Genomic DNA, 18,321 nt, shown 5'->3' with positions numbered 1-18,321 from the left:
TCCCATGCCTGACGAGCTGATTTTCCAGTTCCTGAGTGCCATGCCGCTGCCGGCGCTTCTGGTCGACCAGACCGAGCGCATCATGGCCGCCAACGACGACGCGCTTGGTCTTCTGGGCCGGCGCATTGTCGGCCGGCACTATGCCACGATCCTGCGCCAGCCCCAGGTGATCGACGTGATCGAGTCGGGGCTGCACGACGGCAATCCGCGCAAGGCCCGCCACATCGCGGGCGACGGCGCGCAGGACATCATCTACGAGGTCTACTGCCGCTTTGTCCGGGGTATCGGCGCGGTGCAGGGTGGGGCGGTCCTGGTGACCTTCCAGGACGTCACCTACATGGAACAGGCGGGCCAGATGCGTCGGGATTTCGTCGCAAATGTCAGCCACGAACTGCGCACGCCCCTGACGGCATTGATGGGTTTCATCGAAACGCTGCGGGGGCCCGCCAGGGACGACAGCATCGCCCGCGAACGGTTCCTGACCATCATGGACGGCGAGGCGAACCGCATGAACCGGCTGGTCGGCGATCTTCTGTCCCTCAGCCGCGTAGAGAGCGAGGAGCGGGTCCGCCCCAAGGGCCTGGTCGACCTGACCGGACAACTGGAATCGACGCTGCGGTCCATCCGGCCGCTGGCCGAGGACGCAGGTGTCAAACTGACGCTGAGCAGCCCGGAGGACCCGGTGATGGTCACTGGCGACGCCGACCAGTTGCAGCAGGTCTTTACCAATCTGATCGAGAACGCGATCAAATATGGCGGATCGGGCGGAGTGGTCGATGTGGTGCTGTCCGTGTCAGACCGGGATCCGGCTGTACGCGCGGCCGCGGCGCGGGTGCAGGTAGTCGACAAGGGGCCGGGTATCGATCCGGTTCATATCCCGCGTCTGACGGAACGCTTCTATCGTGCCGACAGCCATCGCAGCCGCGAGCTGGGCGGAACCGGGCTGGGCCTGGCCATCGTCAAGCACATCATCAACCGCCACCGCGGCCGGCTGAGGGTCGAAAGCGAACCGGGCAAGGGTGCAACCTTCACGGTAATCCTGCCGATCTGACGGACAGGCGTTCCGTCACATTCCTTCATTGCAGGGAGTTCACCCGCGCCGTGACGGTCGGGCGACAGATTCGTGAAACGCGGAAGAATCGCGGTTTTTCCAAGGAATCTGCAATTCAGAAGAGATCGACCCCCGAAAATCGACACGTTTTCCGGGAAATTTTGACCAGTTGATAAAAAATTCAGCCTGAATCCGGGAAATTTCTGCTCTGCAGCGAGGATCGTCACAAAACGGTTACGTAAGTGTCACAAGAGCATCGCGCGCAGCCGATAGGACCCGTCCCGAACCCGGGGCGAAGCCCGGTGGATTGAAAGACACATGGAGAACACAATGCGTATTTTGACCGCGACCGCTTCGGCACTGGCCGTCGCCGCTGTTTCCGCGACTGCCGCCGCCGCGCGCGATCAAATCCAGATCGCCGGCTCGTCGACCGTTCTGCCCTACGCACAGATCGTCACCGAAGCTTTCGGCGAAAACTTCGATTTCCCGAGCCCGGTTGTCCAGGGCGGCGGTTCGTCGGTGGGCCTGAAAAACTTCTGCGAAGGCACCGGCGACAACACGATCGACGTGGCCAATGCATCGCGCAAGATCCGCGACAAGGAAATTCAGGCCTGCGCCGACAACGGCGTGACCGAGATCATGGAAGTCCGCATCGGCTATGACGGCATCGTCTTCGCTTCGGACATCAATGGTCCCAGCTTCGCCTTCACCCCGGAAGACTGGTACAAGGCGCTGGCCGCCAACGTCTATGTCGACGGTGCTGCCGTGGCGAACCCGAACAAGTCGTGGAAAGACGTGAACCCGGCGCTGGCCGACCAGACCATCCTGGCGCTGATCCCGGGCACCAAGCACGGCACCCGCGAAGTCTTTGAAGAGAAGGTCATCCTGGCCGGCTGCGAAGCCTCGGGAGATTTCGAGAAGTTCAAGGCCGATGCCGGCGGAGACAAGAAAGCGGCCGAGAAGTCCTGCATGGCGATCCGTACCGATGGCGTGTCGGTCGACATCGACGGCGACTACACGGAAACGCTGGCCAAGCTGAACAACGACAAGGATGCCATCGGCGTCTTCGGCCTGGCGTTCTATGAAAACAACACCGACAAGCTGACCGTCGCCACCATGAGCGACGTCACCCCGACCGTCGCTTCGATCGCGTCGGGCGAATACCCGGTGTCGCGCCCACTGTACTTCTACGTCAAGAAGCAGCATATCGGCATCATCCCGGGCCTGAAGGAATATGCCGAGTTCTTCGTGTCCGACGCGATGGCCGGCAATGGCGGTCCGCTGTCGAACTATGGCCTGGTGCCGGATCCGGAACTGGCAAAGACCCAGAAGGCCGTGGCCGACGAAGAAACCATGGGTTCGAACTCGTAATCTCCGGATTGCCTGATCTCTGACACGATCCCGGGGCGGCGCCGTCTGGAGGTGCCGCCCTTCCTCTACTCCGGACCTAAGATGGTCCCCCTTTTCCGCACGGTCGTCCTGGCCCTGGCCACAACGCGACCGGATCCCGAGCGGGAGGAAACATGTCCGCCACCTGGCTATTCGCGGTGATCCTTGTCTTGGCCGTTGCCGGTTTCTTCATCGGCCGCGCCCGGGCGATGCATGACGCCGACGGCGACATCCGCAAGCTTCATTCGCTGCCCATCTATTACGGCCTGAACGTGGCCATGGCTGCCGCCGTACCGGCACTGGTCGTCCTTCTGGTCTGGCAGCTTGCCCAGCCGCTGGTGATCGAGAGCATGGTGTCCAAGCAGGTGCCCGACTCGGTCGTCGAGAAGGTCGGCGCTCTGAACCTGGTGATGAGCGACGTGCACAGGATCGCCGAAGGGCTGGACCGTGCCGTGTCGCAGGGGGCCATGACGTCCGAATTCGCCGACACAATCCGCACCGAGGAAACCGACATCCGCGCCCGCCTGGCAGAGGTCGGCGTCCCGCTGGCCGCCGATGTCGACCCCGCCGTCCTGGATGCCGCGCAATCCTTCCGGGGCATCGCCGCGACCGGCCGCATGCTGATGAGCGTGGTTGTTCTGGGCCTGGCCATCGGCGGCTTCGGCGTCGCCTACTGGTTGACCGGCCGGGATTTCCGCGCCCGGAAATATGTCGAGGGCGGCCTGAAGATCCTGCTGATCATGGCGGCCGGCATCGCCATCCTGACCACCGTCGGCATCGTCCTGTCCCTGGTGTTCGAGTCGCGGTCCTTCTTCTCGCAGTACCCGTGGTACAAGTTCTTCTTCGGCACCACCTGGTCGCCCAACTTCCGCGGCGATTCCGACCTTGGGATCCTGCCTCTGCTGTGGGGCACGGCTTATGTCTCGCTGATCGCACTCGTGGTCGCGGTTCCGGTGGGGCTGTTCGCCGCCATCTACCTGTCGGAATATGCAGGTCCCAGGGTCCGCGCGGTGGCCAAACCCCTGATCGAGATCCTGGCCGGCATCCCGACCATCGTCTATGGCCTGTTCGCACTGACCACCGTGGGCCCGCTGCTACGCGACTACTTCGCCCAGCCGATGGGCCTGGGCAACAGCGCCAACTCTGTCGCGACGGCGGGCCTGGTCATGGGGATCATGCTGATCCCCTTCGTGTCTTCGCTGTCCGACGACATCATCAACGCCGTGCCGCAATCCTTGCGTGACGGGTCGCTGGGCCTTGGCGCCACCTCTTCGGAAACCATCCGCCAGGTCGTCATTCCGGCGGCGCTGCCGGGCATCATCGGCGCCATCCTTCTGGCCGCATCCCGCGCCATCGGCGAGACCATGATCGTCGTCCTTGGGGCAGGGGCTGCGGCCCGAATGGACATGAACCCGTTCGAGGCGATGACCACTGTCACCGTGAAGATCGTCAGCCAGCTGACCGGCGATACCGACTTTTCCTCGCCCGAGACGCTGGTGGCCTTTGCACTTGGCCTGACCCTTTTCGTCGTCACGCTGGGACTGAACGTCCTGGCCCTGATCATTGTCCGCAAGTACCGGGAGCAGTACGAATGAGCGACAGCACGCTTGGCCTGCCGCCGGGAAGCGGCGTACCGCCGACTTCCAAGCCCGTCCGCCCGTCCCTGATCGAACCGGACCCCAAGATCCGCCGTCGTCACGCAAAGGAACGCCGGTTCCGCACCTTCGGCATGATCGCCGTCGGCATCGGTGTGCTGGCGCTGGTCGTCCTGGTGGGGTCGGTCCTGAAGCAGGGCCTGCCGGCCTTCAGCCAGACCTTCATCGACGTGCCGGTCTATCTGGACCCGGCCAAGCTGGACCCCGACGGCAACCGCGACCCGGAAGAGATGAAGAAGGTCCTGACCTTCGGCTACAGCCCCCTGATCGCCGCGGGCCTGCAGGCCGATCTGGTCAAGCGCGGGCTGGACAAGGAAGGCGTGACCGCCAAGGAGGTCGCGGCGCTGGTGTCGAAGGGCGCCGCCGCGCAGCTGCGCGACTATGTCCTGGCCCATCCCAAGAAGCTGGGCGAGACGATCGAATTCCGTTTCCTGGCGAACGGCCGCGTCGACGGCTACCTGAAGGGCCGGGTGACGATGGAGAGCGCCGCGCTGGACAGCAACATCTCTCCCCAGCAGCTGCAGCTGGTCGACAAGCTGCGCGCGGCTGGTCTGGTACAGAAGAAATTCAACTGGCGGTTCATCACCGGGCCCGATGCCTCGGACAACCGTCCGGAAGCGGCGGGCATGGGCGTGGCGATCATCGGGTCGCTCTACATGATGATGGTGGTGCTGGTGCTGGCGCTGCCCATCGGGGTCGCAGCCTCGATCTACCTTGAAGAATTTGCCAAGCAGAACCGCTGGACCGACCTGATCGAGGTGAACATCTCGAACCTGGCGGCCGTGCCGTCCATCGTCTTCGGGATCCTGGGTCTGGCGATCTTCATCAACTGGGCCGGCCTGCCGCAATCGGCGCCGCTGGTGGGCGGTCTGGTCCTGACGTTGATGACACTGCCGACGATCATCATCTCGACCCGGGCCGCGCTGAAGGCGGTGCCGCCGTCCCTGCGCGACGCGGCACTGGGGCTGGGGGCGTCGAAGACCCAGGCCGTCTTTCACCACGTCCTGCCGCTGGCCATGCCGGGCATCCTGACCGGCACGATCATCGGCCTGGCGCAGGCGCTTGGCGAAACCGCGCCGCTGATGCTGATCGGCATGGTGGCCTTCGTCCGCGACTTTCCCGAAGCACCGCCCGCCGGCCTGCTGGATCCCGCCTCGGCGCTGCCGGTGCAGGTCTACAACTGGACCCAGCGGTCGGACCCTGCTTTTGTGGAACGCGCCTCCGGTGCCATTATCGTGCTGCTGGTCTTTCTCGTCCTGATGAACACCTTGGCGATCATCCTGCGTCGCCGGTTCGAACGTCGCTGGTAACGGGAGCAATGAAAATGAATGACATGACGCTGATGGATCGCAAAGTGACAACCGGAACCGTGAAGATCTCTGCCCGCGAAGTTCAGGTGTTCTATGGCGACACCCACGCCATCAAGGACGTGGACGTCGATATCGAAGACAACACCGTGACCGCCTTCATCGGCCCCTCGGGCTGCGGGAAATCGACCTTCCTGCGCTGTCTGAACCGCATGAACGACACCATCGACGTCTGCCGCGTCAAGGGTTCGATCAAGCTGGACGGGCAGGACATCTATGACAGCAAGGTCGACCCGGTGCAGCTGCGCGCCCGCGTGGGCATGGTGTTCCAGAAGCCGAACCCGTTCCCCAAGTCGATCTTCGACAACGTGGCCTACGGGCCCAAGATCCATGGCCTCGCCCGCAACAAGACCGAACTGGCCGAGATCGTCGAAAAATCCCTGCGCCGCGCCGCCCTTTGGGAAGAGGTCAAGGACCGCCTGTCGGCCCCCGGCACCGGCCTCTCGGGCGGTCAGCAGCAGCGCCTGTGCATCGCCCGCGCAGTCGCGACCGAACCGGAAGTCCTGCTGATGGACGAACCCTGTTCGGCGCTTGACCCGATTGCCACCGCCCAGGTCGAGGAACTGATCGACGAACTGCGGCAGAACTTTTCGGTCGTGATCGTCACGCACTCGATGCAGCAGGCGGCACGCGTCAGCCAGAAGACCGCCTTCTTCCACCTGGGCCACCTTGTCGAATACGGCGAGACGGGCCAGATCTTCACCAATCCGGTCGATCCCCGGACTGAAAGCTACATCACCGGCCGCATCGGCTGAGCCCGGCGCCCATGGGAGCGCGAAAAGACATGCCCGACCGCCCCGAAGATCAGGACCCGAAGGTCACACCCGCCGCCGCTGAACACAGCGGGCAGGGTGGTACGACCGCAGGGGCCGGAACCCCGACCCGGCCGACCCTGGCCGACAAACCGAACGAACAGCACATCGTGTCGTCCTTCGACCGCGAGCTGGAGACCGTGCAGGCCCGCATCATGAAGATGGGCGGCCTTGTCGAGGCCGCGATCATGGACAGCGCCCTTTCGCTGGAAATGCGCGACGAGGAACTGGCCGAACGCGTCCGCAAGGGCGACCTGGCCATCGATGGCCTGGAAGAGATGATCCAGGAAGAAACCTCTCGCCTGATCGCGCTCAGAGGCCCGACGGCCGTCGACTTGCGGGTGATCCTGACGGTGATGAAGATTTCCGGAAATCTCGAACGGATCGGCGATTACGCGAAGAACATCGCGAAGCGGACGACGGTCCTGGTGCAGGTGCCGTCGGTGTCGGACAGTGCGTCGGCGCTGCGCCGGATGGCGCGCGAGGTCGAGCTGATGCTGCGCGATGCGCTGGACGCCTATATCATGCGGGACCAGGAACTGGCCCGCGACGTGATCGAGCGCGATCTGGAAGTCGACCAGATGTACAACGCGCTGTTCCGCGAATTCCTGACCTTCATGATGGAAGACCCGCGGTCGATCACGCCCTGCATGCACCTGCACTTCATTGCCAAGAACATCGAACGGATGGGCGACCATGTCACGGCGATTGCCGAACAGGTCGTCTATCTCGTGTCGGGCGACCGGCCGGATGACAACCGGCCCAAGGCCGATACCACGTCGGTGACGTCCTAGGAGAAGACCCCATGTCTGTCGATCAACCCACGGTCCTGGTCGTTGAAGACGAACTGGCCCAACGCGAAGTGCTGTCCTACAACCTGGAAGCCGAAGGGTTCCGCGTCCTGAAGGCCGGCAATGGCGACGAGGCGCTGCTGCTGGTGGACGAGGATGTGCCGGACATAATCGTGCTGGACTGGATGATGCCGAACCTGTCGGGCATCGAGGTCTGTCGCCGGCTGAAGACACGGCCGGAAACGCGCTCGATCCCGATCATCATGCTGTCGGCCCGGTCGGAAGAGGTGGACAAGGTCCGCGGCCTGGAAACCGGCGCCGACGATTATGTCGTGAAACCCTATTCGGTGATCGAATTGATGGCCCGCGTGCGGACCCAGTTGCGCCGTGTGCGGCCGTCGACCGTGGGCTTGCGCCTGGAATTCGACGACATCGTGCTGGATGCCGAAACCCACAAGGTCAGCCGGTCCGACCAGCCGCTGAAGCTTGGCCCCACAGAATTTCGCCTGCTGTCGACCTTCATGGAAAAGCCAGGCCGGGTCTGGAGCCGCGAACAGCTTCTTGACCGGGTCTGGGGTCGCGACATCTATGTCGACACGCGCACCGTGGATGTCCATATCGGCCGCCTGCGGAAGGCACTGACTCAGTATGGCGGGCCCGATCCCGTTCGTACCGTCCGCGGCGCCGGTTACGCACTGGGCTGACCCGCGAGGATCTCCTGCCATATCCACGCCCGGTCATTGGCCGCGCCGTCGGGTGCCTCCGGCGGGAGTATTTGGGAAGAGAAGAAGCCAGCGCGCGCGCCCCTGCTTTCTCCATTTTCCAAATACCTCCGGGGGAGGCCGCCCGGAACGGGCGGGCGGGGGCAGCGCCCCCCCAGGTGCCGGTCGGGGCAGGGGTGCTGCGCATATTGCATTCGGATCCGGTTCCTTTATGGATCTGACATCCATCAGCCGAACGGAAGGATTACCCCCATGACCGAGACCGCCCCGCGCCCGACGCTTCGCGCCAAGGATGCGCCCGATCTGGGCACTGTCGACTGGACCGATCCGTTCCGCCTGGAAGACCAGCTGACCGAAGACGAACGCATGGTGATGTCGTCCGCCCGCTCCTATGCGCAGGAAAAGCTGCAGCCGCGCATCACCCAGGCCTTCGAGGAAGAAGGCGTCGAACCCGGCATCTTCGCCGAGATGGGCGAGATGGGCCTTCTGGGCACCACGCTGCCGGAAGAATACGGCGGGCTGGGTGCCGGTTACGTCACCTATGGCCTGGTCGCCCGCGAAGTGGAGCGTGTGGACAGCGGATATCGCTCGATGATGTCGGTCCAGTCCAGCCTCGTGATCTACCCGATCTATGCCTACGGCTCGGAAGAGCAGCGGAAGAAGTACCTGCCCAAATTGGCGTCGGGCGAGTGGATCGGCTGTTTCGGCCTGACCGAGCCGGATGCCGGTTCCGATCCGGGCGGCATGAAGACCCGTGCGGCGAAGGTGCAGGGCGGTTACGTCCTGAACGGCGCCAAGATGTGGATTTCGAACGCGCCCATCGCCGATGTCTTCGTCGTCTGGGCCAAGTCCGAAGCGCACGGTGGCAAGATCCGCGGCTTCATCCTGGAAAAGGGTATGAAGGGCCTGACCGCGCCGAAGATCCAGAACAAGCTCTCGCTGCGCGCCTCGGTCACCGGGGAAATCGTGCTGGACAATGTCGAGGTGCCGGAAGATGCGCTGCTGCCCAATGTCGAAGGCCTGAAAGGTCCGTTCGGCTGTCTGAACCGCGCGCGCTATGGCATCAGCTGGGGTGCGATGGGCGCGGCAGAATTCTGCTGGCACGCCGCGCGCCAGTACGGTCTGGACCGGCACCAGTTCGGCCGTCCGCTTGCGCAGACGCAGCTGTTCCAGAAAAAGCTGGCCGATATGCAGACCGAGATCACGCTGGGCCTGCAGGGATCTCTGCGCGTGGGGCGCCTGATGGACGAGGCCAAGGCCGCGCCCGAGATGATTTCGATCATGAAGCGCAACAACTGTGGCAAGGCGCTGGATATCGCGCGGCAGGCCCGCGACATGCATGGCGGCAACGGCATCAGTCTGGAATTCCAGGTGATCCGGCACATGGTGAACCTGGAAACGGTGAACACCTATGAAGGCACCCACGACGTGCACGCGCTGATCCTGGGCCGCGCCCAGACCGGCCTGCAGGCCTTCTTCTGACCGGAACGCATCGGGCTCGGGCCGGGCAGGGCGGCGATACGCCCCGTTCGGCCGGGGCTTCACATCCGCCCGATCCTGAATATGTTGGATTGAACATGCGACGCATCTGGGACCGCCTGAGGGGACACCGCACCATGCAGACAAAGAAGATCACCGAAACCGTTTCGGTCGCGGGACAGATCCTGCCCACCGACATGCCGCAGGTTCACGCCATGGGCTTCAAGTCGGTGGTCTGCAATCGTCCCGATGGCGAAGCCGGCGACCAGCCGCTCTTTGCCGATATCGAGAAGGCCGCGGCCAACTGCACGATCGAGGCGCGCTATCTGCCGGTTTCCGGCGCGACGGGCCCGATCCCGGACCACGCCGCCGCGCTGCAGGCAATGTGGGACGAGCTTCCGAAGCCGGTTCTGCTGTTCTGCCGTTCCGGCGCACGCAGCGAGAACCTGTACCGGATGACAGCGCCCGCGCTGGACGTCTGAGGAAGCATGGCAGGCGCGCGGGCATCGGGTCTGGCGCGTCTGCTGCCGATCCTGGATTGGGGGCCCCGCTATGGCCGGGCCGAACTGGGCGGCGACCTGACCGCGGCGGTCATCGTTGCAGTTCTTCTGATCCCCCAATCCCTGGCCTATGCGCTGCTGGCGGAACTGCCCGCCTACATGGGCCTCTATTGCGGGATTTTCCCGCTGTTTCTCTATGCGATCTTCGGCACGAGCCCGTTTCTTGGCATCGGCCCGGCGGCGCTGCTGTCGCTTATGACTGCCTCGGCCCTTGGGCACCTGCAACTGGATACGGTCACCGCGCAGGTGACTGCGGCCGGAGTGCTGGCACTTATGACCGCCGGCATCCTGTTGTTGATGGGTGTGCTGCGGCTGGGGGTGCTGGCCAATTTCCTCAGCCATCCCGTAGTGTCGGGCTTCGTTTCGGCGTCGGCCATAGTGATTGCCACCAGCCAGTTGCAGCACATCCTTGGCATCCACACCGAAGGCCACACGCTGCCGGAACTGGTGGCCAGCATTGCGCCGAAGCTGAGGCAGGTCAATGCGCCCTCGGTCGTCATCGGGCTGGGGACGATCCTGTTTCTTGTGCTGGTCCGTCGCTACCTGGCAGAGCTGCTGCAGAGCCTGGGCATGGGGGCCGTCGTTGCGACCACGCTGACCCGGATTGCGCCGATCTTCGCCGTTGCGGCCGGCACATTCGCCGCTTGGCACTGGAACCTGGCCGATCTGGGCGTCCAGATCGTCGGCAAGGTGCCACAGGGGCTGCCACCCATCGGCATCCCGCATATGCAACTGTCGCACCTGCAGGCCCTGTTGGGGCCCGCGATCATGCTGGCTCTGGTGGGGTATGTCGAAAATATCTCGCTTGCACAGACCTTTGCAGCGAAAAGCGGCGCCAAGATTTCTCCCAATCAGGAGTTGATCGGACTGGGATCTGCCAATCTGGCCGCCGGCATCGCCGGGGGATACCCGCTGGCGGGAGGGTTCGCGCGGACCAGCGTCAACTTCGACGCCGGCGCGCGCACGCCAGCCGCGGGGGCGATGACCGGGGCGATCATTCTTCTGGCTGCGATGTTCCTGACGCCGTTGCTCCACTATCTGCCCTTGGCCGTGCTGGCCGGGCTGATCATCGTCTCGATCCTGCGCCTGATCGATATCCAGGTCCTGACGCGCAGCTGGACCTATTCCCGCGACGATTTCCTGGCCGTGGCCGCGACTATGGTCATGACACTGATCGCGGGGGTCGAACTGGGCCTGGGATCGGGCATTGTTCTGTCAATTGTCTTGCTGGCGTTGAAGTTTTCGCACCCGCATGTCGCCGAGATTGGGCAAGTTCCGGGCACGCGCCTCTATCGCAACCGCGAACGGCAGGAGGTGATCATCGATCCTGAAATCCTGAGCCTGCGGGTCGACTCCAGCCTGTACTTCACCAACGCCCGCTGGATGGAGGACATGGTGATGGAGCACGTGCACAACCGGCCGGGGGTGAAGCACGTGTTGCTGATGTTCGCCGGGATCAACGATGTCGACCTCAGCGCGCTCGACTCGCTGACCGTGATTGACCAGCGATTGCAGCACATGGGCGTCGCGCTGCACCTGACGGAAATGAAGGGCGAGGTTCGCGACCGGCTGGCCCGCAGCGATTTCCTGACCACGCTTAGCGGGCAGGTTTTCGCGACGCAGGACGACGCGATCCAGAGCTTGCGGGCTTCGGCCGGCTAGGCCACGGCGCGGGCCTGTCGATTGTCGCACCTAAATAGAAATGTCGCCGGTTTCGCAAAGTAGAAGTGTCACCTTTGGCGCGGCGGACCAGTCGGGAGTTCCAGCCCTCGGTATTGCGCCGTCCGTTCGGTGCGCCTGATACCGCGCGCCCGATGACGGTTCAGTCCGAGCACATTCGCAGCCGCGACCGTCGTCATCTGGTCCTGCGTTACCCGGCTCAATACCTCGATCCGGTTCAACGCGCTCGCTCATCGCAATCCATCCCACCGCCACGCTCCAGTCCTGCACCTACAGGGAAGTGTCACACTTCAACTTTGCACATGTGGGACATTCTACCTTTGCAGTCACATCGATTGATCCCGTAATCCGTATTATGAATAAATAGTGACATGATGGATGGCAGGAATCTGTCCGGACCGCCGATGTCCACAGGCAGTTCCCCGCTTGCGGTATGCTAAGCAACTATTCGTAATGATTTAACAAAATGATGTATCCAAACATCTTCCACACAGTTTCGTACACAGTTTTCCACATCGGATGAAAGGTGTCACCGGCCGCGTCGCACCAGGCGTACTGGAGGCAGAGACGACCTTGGCAACGGTCCCGGCAGTGGACCGCAGTTCGGTGGCATGATCGGATTCCCGTCTTCCCACCGGCGGTGCATGACATTCGGCCCAGTGCACCCGCGATCACCCCGTTGCGCTTCGTGGCAACCCATGCCAAGAATTGGCTGGCACTTGTCAGGATGGCACGCCTTTCTGCGAAATTCCGTTCCGTCATGCGGTATTGGCAGCTTGTTCGTTCCGGACTAACATCCTGCCGGAGGAAGAGTCGCGGTGGCTTTTGACAACCGCGACTATGGGAGGACATTCGAAATGCGCAGCCCTTGCGTGGAGCACCCGGAAGACCCGGGGGTTTCTGCATGACCATGGTGCCGTCCACCGGCATGACCCGGGATGAGGCCGTCCGGCACCTGACCGAGACGGAGCCCGCCTTTGCACTGGAAACGGTGACGGTCCGTGGTGTGACCTATCCGGCCTTCAAGAACGCGCCGCCGCATCTGCGCGCCTTTCTGGATGCGTGCCGCCCGGCGATGGACAACGGTGCCGCGGATTTCCTGGTTTACCAGGACGAACGCTGGACCTTTGATGAATTCCTGGGCGATGTGGACCGGATGGCCCATGTCATGGTGAGCCGCCTGGGCGTCACCAAGGGGACGCCGGTGGCGCTTGGGATGCGCAACTACCCTGAAATCCTGATCCTGATGTGCGCAATCGCCGCTGCAGGTGGCGTCGTCGTCTTCCTGAACGCGTGGTGGACGACAGAGGAGATGGATTATGCCCTGAAGGACAGCGGCGCCAGGCTGGTCTTCGCGGACGGCCAGCGGATCGAGCGGATCCGGCCCATCGCGGCCGAAAGCGGCCTGACGCTGGTTGGTGTGCGCGAAGGCGAAGCGCTGGCCGATCTGGGCTATTCGGCGCTTTGCGCGGCGGAAACGGCAACCGGGGCGCCGGCGGTTGAGATTCACCCGGACGACGATTTCGCCGTCATGTATTCGTCCGGCACCACGGGCCACCCCAAGGGCGTCGTCTTGACCCATCGGGGTGCGGTCCATTCCGGGTATTCGCATTATTTCCAGCTGGTTGCGGCACCTTTGGTAACGCCGCCGGATCCGGATGCGCCACCTGCACCGCGGCCCGCCGCCCTGATCGTGACACCCTTGTTCCACGTCACCGCGACCCATGCGGCCTTCTTCGGCAGCCTGCCTGGCGGATCGAAGATCGCCCTGATGTACAAGTGGGATGCCGCCGAGGCAGTGCGCGTGATCCAGGCGGAAAGCATCACCAAGCTGGTCGGTGTGCCGACCCAGACTGCCGAACTGGTGGAAGCCGCGCGATCCATGGACGTCACGCTGGACTCGCTGCGTTTTATCGCGTCGGGCGGTGCCAAGCGACCCGCGGCGCAGGTCGAGCCGTTGGCCACGGCCTTTCCCAGCGCGTCCATCGCCACCGGCTGGGGCATGACCGAAACAAGCTCGATCGGGATCGGTCTTGCGGGTCCTGAATACCTGGAACACCCAGGCGCCGCGGGACGGCTGCACCGGCCCCTGCAGGAGCTTCGCATCGTCGATGATGCCGGCAACCCGCTGCCGGTCGGCCAGATCGGCGAGATCGCTGTCAAAAGCGTCTGCAATATGCGGTGTTACCTGAATAAGCCGGAAGCCACGGCCGAGGTGCTGAAGGACGGCTTCATGCACACCGGCGATCTGGGGTTCATCGACGAGGACGAGATCGTCACCATCGTCGACCGCAAGAAGAACATCATCATCCGCGGCGGCGAGAACATCGCTTGTCTGGATGTTGAAGGCGCACTGCACCGGCACCCCGACGTGCTGGAGGCCTGTGCCTTTTCGATGCCCGACGAACGTCTGGGCGAAACAGTGGGCGCCGGTGTGCAACTGCGTCCGGGTTCGACCCTGACGGAGGACGCATTGCGCGCGTTCCTGAAGGACCACATCGCACGTTACAAGGTGCCGGATCGCATCTGGCTTCAGGCGGAGCCCCTGCCCCGCATCGCCACTGACAAATACGACCGGCGTTCCTTGCGCGCCGCCTGCCTGTCCACCTTGAAGGAGGAGGAAACGACATGACCACCACGCCGAGCGACGCCGAGATCGGTGCCTATATCGCAAAGGCCGGTGCCGCTGCCTGGGACGTCCCGGGCATCGATGCATCCGTCCCGCGCCGACCGATCAAGACCGTGGGCATCATCGGGGCCGGTACCATGGGTGGCGGTATCTCGATGAACTTCGCCTCTGTCGGGTATCCTGTGACCATCGTGGAGACGAAGCAGGACGCGCTGGACCGCGGCCTGGGCGTCGTGCGCACGAACTACCAACGTTCTGCCGAACGCGGACGCTTCCCGGTCGAGGAAGTGGACGAGCGCATGGGCCGATATACCGGCGCCCTGTCGATGGAGGCGCTGGCCGACTGCGATCTGGTGATCGAGGCCGTGTTCGAGAACATGGACCTGAAAAAGCAGATCTTCACCGAACTGGATCGCATCGTGAAACCGGGCGCGATCCTGGCGACGAATACCTCGGCACTGGACATCGACGAGATCGCGTCCGTCACGAGCCGGCCGCAGGACGTGATCGGGTTGCATTTCTTTTCGCCTGCCAACATCATGAAATTGCTGGAAATCGTACGTGCCGACCACACTGCGGACGATGTCGTGGCCACGACGATGGATCTGGCGAAAGAGATCCACAAGATCGCCGTCCTGGTCGGTGTCTGCCCGGGTTTCGTGGGCAACCGCATCCTGCGGTCTCGTCAGGAAATGGCGAATGCGCTGGTCTACAAGGGTGTCTTGCCCTGGGACGTCGACAGCGCGCTGAATGCCTTTGGCTTTAAGATGGGACCGTTCCAAATGGCGGACCTGGCCGGGTTGGATATCGGCTGGTCCAAGGGCGCCAAGACGCAGAACCCGATCCGGGACGCGCTGTGCGAAATGGACCGCCGCGGCCAGAAGACCAAGGCGGGTTTCTATGACTATGGCGATGACCGCAAGGGCGTGCCGTCCGAGGTGACCGCGCAGATCATCCGCGAGATCACCGGCGCCGAGCCGACCACCATGAGCCAGGACGAGATCATCGAGACGCTGGTCTATCCGATGATCAATACCGCCGTCCGGATCATGGAGGAAAACAAGGCCCAGCGTGCATCCGACATCGATGTGGTCTGGCTGAACGGCTATGGCTGGCCGGCCGACAAGGGCGGGCCGATGTTCTATGGCGACATGGTCGGTGCAAAAGCCGTGCTGGCCACGATGGAGGCGCTGAACTCCGACGACCCCGAGTTGCAGCCCACGAAAACGCTTCGGGACCTTGCAGCAAGTGGCGGAAAATTCACGGAAATCGACACGGGCGGTCTGAAGACCGGCAAGGGGGCAGCATGACCGAATTCATCACGACCGAACGCCGGGGCAACGTCTTCATCGTCACGATGAACCGCCCCGAAGTCTACAACGCCGTTCACCCGCCGATGCATCACGAAATGCACGGGGCGTGGGAGGAATACGCGGCCGACGACAGCTTGTGGTGCGCGATCCTGACCGGCGCGGGCGAAAAGGCGTTTTCGGCCGGAAACGACCTGAAATACACGGCCTCGGGTGGCAAGATGAAGGGCCCCGACAGTGGCTTCGCCGGGCTGACCAGCAACTTCACCCGGGAAAAGCCGATCATCGCCGCTGTGAACGGCTTTGCCATGGGAGGCGGGTTCGAAACGGCGATGGCCTGCGATATCCTGATCGCGGCTGAAAACGCGACCTTTGCGTTGCCAGAGGTCAAGGTCGGCTTCTTTGCAGCCGCGGGCGGCGTCCAGATGCTAACCCGTTTCGTGCCGCGCAAGATCGCGAACGAGATGATCCTGACCGGCCGTCACATCAGTGCGGCCGAGGCGAAGGAGATCGGGATCGTGAACGCCGTCGTCCCGCAGTCGGGGCTGATGGATGCCGCCATGGCCAAGGCGGCCGAGATTACCAGTGTCTCGCCCTCTGCCATCAAGGCATCGAAGCGCGTGCTGAACGCGCTCGATACCGAACACAGCTTTGCCGAAAGCATCGAATACAGCCGCGAGGTCATCATGGACCTGCGGCACACCGATGATTTCAAGGAAGGCGTCACCGCCTTTGTCGAGAAACGCGCGCCCAAATGGGTCGGGCACTGATACGCCCTGAAGGAGTGAACATGGAAAGTACGTTCGACATGATGAACCTCGAGATGTCGGAGAAGGCGAAGCCGCTTCTCGAGAAGGTGATCCGGCATATCCGCGACAACGTGGATCCCTATACCGAGGAATTCTACCGCCTGGGCGAAAACCGCCCGAACCGCTGGGAACATACGCCGGAACAACTGGCGCTGCTGGAGCAGATGAAGGACAAGGCGCGCGAGGCGGGCCTGTGGAATTTCTTCCTGCCCAATGCGGAAACCGGCGAAGGCCTGTCGAACCTCGACTATGCCTATATCGCGGTGGAACTGGGTAAGAACCCCCTCGCCTCTCAGACCATGAACTGTTCGGCGCCGGATACCGGCAACATGGAAGTGCTGGAACGGGTCGGCACGCCGGAACAGAAGGAACAGTGGCTGAAACCGCTTCTGGCGGGCGAAATCCGGTCGGCCTTTGCCATGACTGAACCGGATCATGCCTCGTCGGATGCGCGCAACATCTCGACCAGCGCGGTTCTGGAAAACGGCGAATGGGTGATCAACGGGGACAAGTACTACATCTCCGGCGCGGGCGATCCGCGGTGCAAGATCATGATCACCATGGTCAAGACGTCGCCTGACGCGGAACCCTTCCGCCAGCAAAGCCAGATCCTGGTGCCGATGGACACGCCCGGGGTCGAGGTGCTGGAAGGCATGCAGGTCTTCGGCGAGGACGACGCGCCCCACGGCCACATGCACATCCGCTTTACCAACGTGCGCGTGCCGCAGGAGAACATCCTGTGGGGTGAAGGCCGCGGGTTCGAAATCTCTCAGCTGCGGCTTGGGCCGGGGAGGATCCACCACTGCATGCGCTCGATCGGTCAGGCCGAAAAGGCGCTGGACCTGATGATCGCGCGGGGCATCAGCCGCGAGGCCTTCGGCAAGAAGATCATCGACCTGGGCAAGAACATGGAAACGATCAGCCGCGCGCGGATCGAGATCGAGGCGATGCGCCTGATGGTGCTGAAGGCCGCCAAGGCCATGGATACGCTCGGCAACAAGGAAGCCCGCGTCTGGGTGTCGATGATCAAGGCGATGGTGCCGGAAAAGACATGCCAGATCATCGACCAGGCGATCCAGGTTCATGGCGCGACCGGCATTTCCCAGTGGACCCCTCTGGCCGGCATGTACACCAGCCAGCGCACGCTGCGCCTGGCCGATGGCCCGGACGAGGTGCACCATGCCGTCGTCGCTCGCGCCGAACGCAAGGCGTTCGAAAGCTCCAACGACCGGCAGTCGGCGATCACCGGACTGGTTGTCGGCGGACAGAAATTCCAGGGGCCGTAAGAACATGAGCAAGATGTTTGATCTGACCGGCAAGGTGGCGCTGTTGACCGGCGCCTCCAAGGGCATGGGGCTGGCCATGGCCACGGCCCTGGCCGAACACGGCGCGCGGGTGGTGATTTCCGCCCGCAAGCAGGACCAGCTGGACGAGGCCGCAGCGGTGATCAACGCCGCCGTGGGCAAGGATCTGGTGTCGGGCGTCGCCTGCAATATCGGCTATCGCGAACAGATCGAGGCGCTGGTCGCCAAGACCCGTTCCGATGCCGGGCCCATCGACGTGGTGATCGGCAATGCCGGGGTGAACCCCTATTACGGGTCGATCCTGGATATTCCCGACGAGGCCTATGAAAAGACCATGCAGGCCAACGTCCAGTCGGACCTGTGGCTGGCCAATGCGGTGGCCCCCGACATGATCGAAAAGGGCGAAGGCTCGATGGCGTTCACGTCGTCCATCGGGGCGTTCAAGCCGTCCAGCATGCTGGGCGTCTACGGCATGTCGAAGCTGGCCCTGATCGGGCTGATCCGGAACCTGGCGCTGGAACTGGGGCCCAAGGGCATCCGGGTCAACGCGATCTGTCCGGGCCTGATCAAGACCGACTTCGCGAAGGAGCTTTGGAACAATCCGGCCGCCAAGGAACGGGCGGAAAAGGAAATTCCGTTGCGCCGCCTTGGCAATCCAGAGGATCTGGCAGGCCTTGCGGTCTTTCTTGCGGCGCCCGCCAGCCGTTACATCACCGGGCAGGCCTTCACGGTCGACGGTGGCAGCGTGATGTGGACCTGAGAC

The 18,321-nt window shown here is 63.3% G+C and carries 15 protein-coding genes; all 15 read left to right on the top strand.

Annotated elements, in window-relative coordinates; genetic code table 11:
* The first annotated feature begins 4 nt into the window (after positions 1 to 4).
* The 15 genes from FQK05_RS00710 to FQK05_RS00640 all read left to right on the top strand — a co-directional run bounded on the left by FQK05_RS00710 (position 5) and on the right by FQK05_RS00640 (position 18,318).
* A complete protein-coding gene (locus tag FQK05_RS00710; RefSeq protein WP_158963616.1) occupies positions 5 to 1,051 on the top strand; it encodes a sensor histidine kinase in 1,047 nt (348 codons plus the stop codon).
* A gap of 330 nt (positions 1,052 to 1,381) precedes the next feature.
* Positions 1,382 to 2,422, top strand: coding sequence for a PstS family phosphate ABC transporter substrate-binding protein (locus FQK05_RS00705; protein ID WP_158963614.1), 1,041 nt, complete (start codon positions 1,382 to 1,384; stop codon positions 2,420 to 2,422).
* Positions 2,423 to 2,574: 152 nt separating this feature from the next.
* Positions 2,575 to 4,035, top strand: coding sequence for a phosphate ABC transporter permease subunit PstC (gene pstC / locus FQK05_RS00700; RefSeq protein ID WP_158963612.1), 1,461 nt, complete (start codon positions 2,575 to 2,577; stop codon positions 4,033 to 4,035).
* Positions 4,032 to 5,405: a phosphate ABC transporter permease PstA gene (gene pstA / locus FQK05_RS00695; RefSeq protein WP_158963610.1), complete on the top strand. Its 1,374-nt coding sequence runs from the start codon at positions 4,032 to 4,034 to the stop codon at positions 5,403 to 5,405. Before pstC ends, pstA begins: the two co-directional genes overlap by 4 nt.
* A gap of 14 nt (positions 5,406 to 5,419) precedes the next feature.
* The gene (pstB, locus tag FQK05_RS00690) at positions 5,420 to 6,217 is read left to right on the top strand and encodes a phosphate ABC transporter ATP-binding protein PstB (protein WP_158963607.1); all 798 of its coding nucleotides are present in this window, start codon (positions 5,420 to 5,422) and stop codon (positions 6,215 to 6,217) included.
* 29 nt (positions 6,218 to 6,246) lie between these two features.
* The gene (gene phoU / locus FQK05_RS00685) at positions 6,247 to 7,068 is read left to right on the top strand and encodes a phosphate signaling complex protein PhoU (RefSeq protein ID WP_158963605.1); all 822 of its coding nucleotides are present in this window, start codon (positions 6,247 to 6,249) and stop codon (positions 7,066 to 7,068) included.
* Positions 7,069 to 7,079: 11 nt separating this feature from the next.
* Positions 7,080 to 7,769, top strand: a complete 690-nt coding sequence (gene phoB, locus FQK05_RS00680) for a phosphate regulon transcriptional regulator PhoB (RefSeq protein WP_158963603.1) — start codon at positions 7,080 to 7,082, stop codon at positions 7,767 to 7,769.
* Between the two features lie 270 nt (positions 7,770 to 8,039).
* The gene (locus tag FQK05_RS00675; RefSeq protein ID WP_158963601.1) at positions 8,040 to 9,269 is read left to right on the top strand and encodes an acyl-CoA dehydrogenase; all 1,230 of its coding nucleotides are present in this window, start codon (positions 8,040 to 8,042) and stop codon (positions 9,267 to 9,269) included.
* A 134-nt stretch (positions 9,270 to 9,403) separates the two neighbouring features.
* Entirely contained in the window at positions 9,404 to 9,748 is a 345-nt protein-coding gene (locus tag FQK05_RS00670) for a beta-lactamase hydrolase domain-containing protein (protein ID WP_158963599.1), read from the top strand.
* Between the two features lie 6 nt (positions 9,749 to 9,754).
* Positions 9,755 to 11,488, top strand: a complete 1,734-nt coding sequence (locus FQK05_RS00665) for a SulP family inorganic anion transporter (protein WP_158963597.1) — start codon at positions 9,755 to 9,757, stop codon at positions 11,486 to 11,488.
* A gap of 922 nt (positions 11,489 to 12,410) precedes the next feature.
* A complete protein-coding gene (locus tag FQK05_RS00660) occupies positions 12,411 to 14,138 on the top strand; it encodes a class I adenylate-forming enzyme family protein (RefSeq protein ID WP_233270304.1) in 1,728 nt (575 codons plus the stop codon).
* On the top strand, positions 14,135 to 15,445 hold the full coding sequence (locus FQK05_RS00655; protein ID WP_158963595.1) for a 3-hydroxyacyl-CoA dehydrogenase: 1,311 nt from the start codon (positions 14,135 to 14,137) through the stop codon (positions 15,443 to 15,445). The genes FQK05_RS00660 and FQK05_RS00655 overlap by 4 nt, the downstream gene beginning before the upstream one ends.
* Entirely contained in the window at positions 15,442 to 16,215 is a 774-nt protein-coding gene (locus FQK05_RS00650) for an enoyl-CoA hydratase-related protein (protein ID WP_158963593.1), read from the top strand. Before FQK05_RS00655 ends, FQK05_RS00650 begins: the two co-directional genes overlap by 4 nt.
* Positions 16,216 to 16,253: 38 nt before the next feature.
* Positions 16,254 to 17,540, top strand: a complete 1,287-nt coding sequence (locus tag FQK05_RS00645; protein ID WP_158964757.1) for an acyl-CoA dehydrogenase family protein — start codon at positions 16,254 to 16,256, stop codon at positions 17,538 to 17,540.
* Between the two features lie 4 nt (positions 17,541 to 17,544).
* Positions 17,545 to 18,318 carry an SDR family NAD(P)-dependent oxidoreductase gene (locus tag FQK05_RS00640; RefSeq protein ID WP_233270303.1) on the top strand — a complete coding sequence of 258 codons (774 nt, stop codon included), beginning with the start codon at positions 17,545 to 17,547 and terminating at the stop codon, positions 18,316 to 18,318.
* The last annotated feature ends 3 nt before the right edge of the window (positions 18,319 to 18,321 follow it).

The sequence above is a fragment of the Chachezhania sediminis genome (assembly GCF_009765275.1).
Classification (GTDB): domain Bacteria; phylum Pseudomonadota; class Alphaproteobacteria; order Rhodobacterales; family Rhodobacteraceae; genus Chachezhania; species Chachezhania sediminis.
Note: the sequence above shows the minus strand (reverse complement) of the source record. Positions and strands in the feature narration are given on the sequence as shown.